The following is a 7,298-nucleotide window of genomic DNA, read 5'->3' as shown; positions in this document are numbered from 1 at the left end:
GCGGTGATGCCGGGCGGTCATCCGGGGAGGGCCCCGGGCCGGTGGATCATCCCGGACGGCGGACGGCGGACGGCGGACGGCGGAGGGCGCGATGGCCCGGGAGCCGTTGCGGGGACGGGTTCCCATCCCGTCTCGCCCACAGTGTCCCGCGTCCGGACGCTGCCACCCCAGGCCCATCGTCCCGGCCCCGACGGGACCTTCCCGCTCGGTGGGGGCCAACGGCCCGCGCCGGGAGGTCCCTTCGGCCCCTGTCCTTTCCGGTACGCGTCCCTACCGTGGAGTGGAGAAGGGAGGCAGTGATGAACGCTGAGCGAGGTCGCCAGGCTCACGATCGAGGTGGACGACCAGAGATGGGCAGCGCATTCGAACGGATCCTCGCGGGAACCGACGGGTCCCTCCGGGCGGAGGAAGCCGTGCGCCAGGCCGCCCGGCTGGCGTCGCTCACGGGGGCGGAGCTCGAGGTCGTGTACGTCTTCGACCAGTCACGTCCGCCCGGCCCGTTCCGCGACCCCAGCGCACCGACGGCCTACGCCGACCACGCGCTGGAGGAGGCGGGCCGCATCGCCGACAAGGAGGACGTGGAGGCCACGCTCCGGGTGCTGGTCGGTGACCCCGCCATCATGCTCGTTCACCACGCGCAGGAGCGGTGGGCCGACCTCGTCTGCGTAGGCGCCGACGCCGGCTTGTTCGAGAAGCCCCACCTGCTGGGTGGGGTGGCCGTCCACGTGGTCCGGAACGCACATGCCTCCGTGCTGGTGTCCCGAGCCCCCGAGGAGTCCCTGGGCATGACGTTCCCGGGCCGGGTGCTGTGCGCCGTGGACGGGTCCGACTGCTCGATGGAGGCCGTCCGGACCGGCGCGGCGCTGGCCGCCCAGGCCGAGGCGTCCTTCCGGCTCCTTCACGTGGTCCCGGTGATCTCGGGCTACGGCGTCGGGTGGACCGCGGTGGGCGAGCCCTCCGGGTTCGAGCCGCTGTCCCCGGCCGTCGAGGTGGCCGAGCGGATGGGCCTGGACCCGGCGCGGGAGATGGCCCTGGGCCGGCCGGCCCCGGTCATCGCCGAAACGGCCAGGTCGGAGGGCGTCGATCTCGTCGCGTTGGGGTCACGTGGTCTCCACGGGCTGTCCCGGGTGCTCCTGGGAAGCGTGAGCGAATGGGTGGCCCGGCACGCCGGGTGCTCGGTGCTGGTGACCAGGAAGCTCTCGGCTCGCCGCTGACGGCGATCGGAGCCGGCCACGCGGCCGGTTCGGTTCCTGGCAGGGCCGCCTCGAGCACCACGCACGACGGCCCCGGCGGCCGGCGCCGCTCAGGTCCGGCGGGCCCCGAGCGGCGGCCGGGGCACGGGGACCTCGATGCGGACCCGGGCGTCCACGATCACCGCGCCCTCGGTCAGGACCTTGACGGGGTTGCAGTCCATCTCCGCCACCTCCGGGTGGTTCTCCACCAGCGCGGAGACCCGCAGCAGGATGTCCTCGAGGGCCGCCACGTCGGCCTTCGGCGCTCCCCGGTATCCGTCCAGGAGAGGAAACGTGGCCAGCGACCGGACCATCGACCCTGCGTCGAGGTCGGTGAGCGGGGTGATCCGCACCGCCACGTCCCTTGTCAGCTCCACCGCCACGCCGCCGGCGCCGCACGCCACCACCGGCCCGAACACCGGGTCGTGGACCATCCCCACCAGCATCTCCACGCCACCCTCGACCATCCGCTGGACCAGGAACCGCTCCACGCGGTGGCCGGCAGCTCCCACCTCCTCGGCCATTTCGCGGGCGGCCGCGGTGACGCGGGTGGGGCCCCTCAGCGACAGTCGCACCCCTCGCGCCTCGGTCTTGTGCACCAGCGTCGGCGCGACGGCCTTCAGGGCCACCGGGCCGCCGAGTTCCCGGGCCGCCCGCCCGGCTGCGGCCGCGCTGTCGGCGAGGCGCCACTCGGCGAGGGGCAGCCCGTAGCACGACAGCAATGAGGCGACCTCGTCCGGCGGGAGCCACCCCGGGTCCCGGGCCAGGGCGGTGGCGATGGCGGCGGCCGCTTCCTCCCGAAGGACCTCGGGGAACGCAGGGACGGCCCCCTCGGGTTCGGACTTCCATCTTCCGTAGTCGACCGCCCTGGCCAGCGCCGCCGCGGCCTCCTCCGGGAACGCGAATGCCGGGATCCGAGCTCCCTCCCCGGCCAGCTCGGCCGGCGGTCCCGCCGACGACATGAACACCGACAGCACGGGGAGGGTCCCGCCCAGGTCCACCACGGCCGCCCGCACGGCGGCGCCGACGTCCGAGGCCCTCGTCACCAGGGGCGGGATGAAGATCACGATGAGCGCGTCCACGCCGCCCCGGTTCGCCACGACCTCGATGGTCCGCCGGTAGTCCGCGTCCGTCGCGGACGCGATCATGTCCACGGGGTTCCACAGCGCGGCTTCCGGGGGGAGGAACCCGGCCAGCTCGCGCTGGACCTCCTCCGGCAGCGGGGGGACCTCCAGCCCGTGGCCCTCGCAGGCGTCCGCGCACAGGATCCCCGGCCCTCCGGCGTTCGTGATGATCCCCACCCGCCTCCCGGCGGCCGGAGGCTGGTTGGCCAGCAGCGAGGCCACGTCGAACATCTCCGCCAGCGAGTCGGTCCGGATCACGCCGGCCTGGCGAAACAGCGCGTCGACGGTCACGTCCGAGGCCGCGATGAGCGCGCCGGTGTGCGAGGTGGTGGCCCGGGCCCCGGCCTGCGACCGCCCGCTCTTCACGGCCACGATGGGCTTCCGCTTGCCCACCCGCCGGGTGATCCGGGAGAACTTCCGCGGGTTCCCGAAGGACTCCAGGTACAGCAGGACGAGATCGGTCCCCTCGTCGGCCTCCCAGTAGTTGATGAGGTCGTTGCCGGAGATGTCGGCCTTGTTCCCGACGGACACGAACGAAGACAGGCCGAGTCCGAGCGCGCTGGCCCGGTCGATCACGGCGAGGCCCAGGGCGCCGCTCTGGGAAAGGAACCCGACCCGTCCAGGCATGGGAGCGTCGGGAGCGAACGTCGCGTTCAGGCGGACGTCCGGGTCGGTGTTCACGATCCCCATGCAGTTCGGCCCGATCAGCCGCATCCCCGAGGACCGGCACACCGCGACCAGGTCGCGCTGGAGGGCCCGTCCCTCCTCGCCGACCTCGGCGAAGCCCGAGGAGATCACCACCAGGGCCCCGACTCCCTTCGCGGCGCACTCCCTGGCCACCTCGACCACGGCCGGAGCGGGGACCACCACCACGGCGAGGTCGACGGGCCCCGGCACGTCGATCACCGACGGGTAGGCCGGGACCGACTGCACCACGCCGGCCTTCGGGTTGACCGGGTACACGGGCCCGTTGAACCCGTACTCCAGCAGGTTGTGGAAGACCTCGCCGGCGATGCCGCCCCGGTTCCGGGACGCCCCGATCACGGCGACGGAGCGGGGCCGGAAGAAGCGCTCCATCGCTGCGGCGGCCGCGGTCTGCTCCCGCCGATCGAAGCGCTCCAGCGCCTCCTCGGTGAGCGACGCGGGGAACTCCACGATCACGGTGCCCGGCTCCGAGCGCATGCTCACCGGGAAGCCGCTCTCGCGGAACACGTCGATCATCCGCCGGTTGTTCGGCAGGACCTGCGCCTCGAAGACGCGGATCCCGTTCTCCTCGGCCATCTCCGCGAGCTGGCCCAGCAGGATGGTCCCCAGGCCGCGGCCCTGGAGCGCGTCGGCGATTGCGAACGCGACCTCCGCCCGCTCCGGCGCGGTCTTGATGTAGGTGGCGTGCGCCACGATGCGGTCGCCGGCACCGGCGGTCGCGACCAGGCTGACCCGGTCGCGATAGTCGACCTCCGTCATCCGCTCGGCCGCCCACTCCAGGTTGGCCGACCCGGTGAAGAAGCGCAGCATCCGGGAGTCGGGCGACAGCTCCCGCAGGAACTCGAGCATGGCGTCGTGGTCCTCGCCCCGAGCCGGCCGGACGTGGACCGTGGACCCGTCGCGCAGCGCGACGTCAGCCTCCCGGTGGGCCGGGTACTCGACGTTCACTTGGTGCAGCTTAGGCCCCGGGAGGAGCCAGTCAGCCCGACGGCGGACCTCCGGCATGGGTAGAAGGCCTCCCGTGGCCGTCGTCCCAGCGCCGATCCCAGAGGCGCATGAAACGCGAGCACCGGCCGCGAGGGCCGGTGCCGGCTGTGCAGATCCGAGTGGTGAGTCGCTACGCGGGGCTCGACTTCGACCTGATCCACACGATCAGACCGACCACAGAGACCAGCGCGAACATCAGGAACAGACCCTTGCGCATGAACGCATCACCTCCATGTCCAGTCTGAACCTTCTGGTCAAATCGGGCTCAGCCTCCGCGTGTCCGGCCGCGGTGGGAGACTGTCCGCATGAGCGCACACGACCGACCCAAAGCCCGGCTCGACACCGCGAACGGCCCGCTTCAGCTCTTCCGCCTGGACCCCCTGGCCGCCGAGGCCGGGGTCGACCTGGCCCGCCTGCCGCACACCGTCAAGGTCTTGGCAGAGAACCTGCTTCGCCGGGAGGGGAGCCCCGGCGTGAGCCGGGACGACGTGCTGGCCCTGGCCCGGTGGCCGGAGTCGTCCCACGCCGACGTCGCCTTCATGCCGGCGCGGATCCTGATGCAGGACTTCACCGGCGTCCCCGCGGTGGTCGACCTGGCCGCCATGCGCTCGGCCATGGCCCGCGCCGGAGGCGACGCCGGCCGGGTGAACCCGCTGGTCCCCGTGGACCTCGTGATCGACCACTCCGTGCAGGTCGACGTGTTCGGCCGCTCCGACGCCTTCGGGGCCAACGTGGAATGGGAGTACCGCCGGAACCAGGAGCGCTACGCGTTCCTGCGGTGGGCCGAGCAGGCCTTCGCCGGCTTCCGGGTGGTGCCGCCGGGCATGGGCATCTGCCACCAGGTGAACCTGGAGCACCTCGGGCGGGTGGTGCGGGTGCAGGACGGCCTGGCCTTCCCGGACACCCTGGTGGGGACCGATTCCCACACCACGATGATCAACGGCCTTGGCGTGCTGGGGTGGGGCGTGGGCGGCATCGAGGCGGAGGGATGCATGCTGGGCCAGTCCCTGTTCATGCCCCAACCCGTGGTGGTGGGGGTTCGGATGACCGGCGCGCTGCCCGCGGGAACCACCGCGACCGACCTGGTGCTGACCCTGACCGAGATGCTCCGGACCCACGGCGTCGTGGGGAAGTTCGTGGAGTTCTTCGGGGCGGGCTTGTCCACCCTGACCGTGGAGGACCGGGCCACGATGTCGAACATGTGCCCGGAGTACGGTGCCACGGCGGCGCTGTTCCCGGTGGACCACCAGACCATCTGGTACCTCGAGCGGACCGGCCGCGGCGACGTGGTGGACCTGGTCGAGCGGTACACCAAGGAGCAGGGCCTGTTCCGAACGGACGACGACCCGGACCCACGGTTCTCGGAGGTGCTCGAGCTGGACCTGTCGAAGGTCGAGCCCAGCGTGGCCGGCCCCAAGCGTCCCCAGGACCGGGTGTCGCTGCCCCGGGTGTGGGAGTCGTTCACCGGCGTGTTCGGGGAGGCCGTCGGGTCGGAGGAGCCGTCCGGCGACCGTCTGGACCACGGCTCGGTGGTCATCGCGGCCATCACCAGCTGCACGAACACGTCGAACCCATCGGTGATGGTGGCCGCGGGGCTGATGGCGAAGCGGGCCGTCGAGGCGGGCCTCCAGGTGAAGCCATGGGTGAAGACCAGCCTGGCGCCGGGCTCCCGTGTGGTCACCGACTACCTGGACCGCTCGGGCCTCCAGCCCTACCTCGACAAGCTGGGGTTCGAGCTGGTGGGGTACGGGTGCACCACCTGCATCGGGAACTCCGGGCCGCTGCCGGAAGACATCGCCCGGGAGGTCGACGATCGAGAGCTGGTCGTGGCCGCCGTGCTGTCCGGGAACCGGAACTTCGAGGGCCGGATCCATCCGCAGGTCCGGGCGAGCTACCTGGCGTCGCCGCCGCTGGTGGTGGCCTACGCCCTGGCCGGCTCGGTCACGGTCGACCTGGCCTCCGACCCGCTGGGAAACACCCCCGAGGGCCAGCCGGTGTACATGCGCGACCTGTGGCCCACGGCGGAGGAGGTCCTCGAGGCCACCGCTTCCGCCATCGGCCCGGAGCAGTTCGAGGACCAGTACGGCCGGATCTTCCAGGGCGACGAGCACTGGGCGGCCCTCTCCTCGCCCAGCGGGCCCATGTACGAGTGGGACCCCTCGTCGACGTACGTGCGGGAGCCTCCGTTCTTCGACGGGCTCGACGAGCCCGTGGGCGAGCCCCAGGACGTCGTCGGGGCCAGGGTGCTGGAGAAGCTGGGCGATTCCATCACCACCGACCACATCTCCCCGGCGGGGTCGATCAAGGCCGACTCGCCGGCCGGGCGGTGGCTCCAGGAGCACGGGGTGGCCCCGCCGGAGTTCAACAGCTACGGCTCACGGCGCGGGAACCACGAGGTGATGGTGCGGGGGACCTTCGCCAACGTCCGGCTGCGCAACCAGGTCGCTCCGGAGACGGAAGGGCCGTGGACCACGCATTTCCCCTCCGGAGACGTGATGACGGTGTACGACGCCGCCGAGCGGTACCGGTCCGAGGGCGTGCCCCTGATCGTGCTGGCGGGGAAGGAGTACGGCTCCGGCAGCTCGCGCGACTGGGCCGCCAAGGGCCCGTCGCTGCTAGGGGTTCGCGCGGCGATCGCGGAGAGCTTCGAGCGCATCCACCGCAGCAACCTGGTGGGCATGGGCATCCTGCCGCTTCAGTACCGGGCGGGGGAGAACGCCGAGACCCTCGGCCTAACCGGGCGGGAGTCCTTCGACGTCCGGGAGCTGTCCGGCGGCCTGGAACCGAGACAGGAGGTCGAGGTCGTGGCCCAACGGGAGGACGGTTCCAGGGTGGCGTTCCGGTGTGTGGTCCGGATCGACGGGCGCACGGAGATCGAGTACTACCGGAACGGCGGGATCCTGCGGACGGTCCTCCGGCAGATGCTGGGCGGCGTCGCGGGGCGCTGAACTCGTTGGCCGCGGTGGGGTTTCGGGAGCCGGCAATGACTTGGCCCAACGTGGGTATGCATCCCCATAGATGATGACCGGAAGCCTTGCTGGCACGCTCCTGTCCGACCGCTATCAGTTGGAGGACCTCCTCGGGGAGGGCGGCATGGCCCAGGTGTACCGGGGCACCGACACCGTGCTCGGGCGCACCGTGGCCATCAAGGTCCTGGGGCCCCAGTACGCCCGGGACGAGGCCTTCGTGGCCCGGTTCCGGAGGGAGGCCCAGGCCGCGGCCAGGCTGAACCACCCCGGCGTGGTCTCCG

General features: G+C 72.1%; 4 protein-coding genes. 3 read left to right on the top strand and 1 reads right to left on the bottom strand.

Annotation, left to right across the window (positions count from 1 at the left end):
* Positions 1–350 precede the first annotated feature (350 nt).
* Entirely contained in the window at positions 351–1,214 is an 864-nt protein-coding gene (locus M3Q23_07290) for a universal stress protein (GenBank protein ID MDP9341898.1), read from the top strand.
* 89 nt (positions 1,215–1,303) lie between these two features.
* On the opposite strand, the gene M3Q23_07285 is transcribed toward M3Q23_07290, so the two are convergent.
* A complete protein-coding gene (locus M3Q23_07285) occupies positions 1,304–4,009 on the bottom strand; it encodes a GNAT family N-acetyltransferase (GenBank protein ID MDP9341897.1) in 2,706 nt (901 codons plus the stop codon).
* 344 nt (positions 4,010–4,353) lie between these two features.
* On the opposite strand from M3Q23_07285, the gene acnA reads away from it, so the two are divergent.
* Entirely contained in the window at positions 4,354–6,996 is a 2,643-nt protein-coding gene (gene acnA, locus M3Q23_07280) for an aconitate hydratase AcnA (GenBank protein ID MDP9341896.1), read from the top strand.
* A gap of 73 nt (positions 6,997–7,069) precedes the next feature.
* Positions 7,070–7,298, top strand: a 229-nt coding sequence (locus M3Q23_07275; protein ID MDP9341895.1) for a serine/threonine protein kinase, incomplete at its 3' end; no start/stop codon positions are given.

It is taken from the genome of Actinomycetota bacterium (assembly GCA_030774015.1).
Taxonomy (GTDB): domain Bacteria; phylum Actinomycetota; class UBA4738; order UBA4738; family JACQTL01; genus JALYLZ01.
Note: the sequence above shows the minus strand (reverse complement) of the source record. Positions and strands in the feature narration are given on the sequence as shown.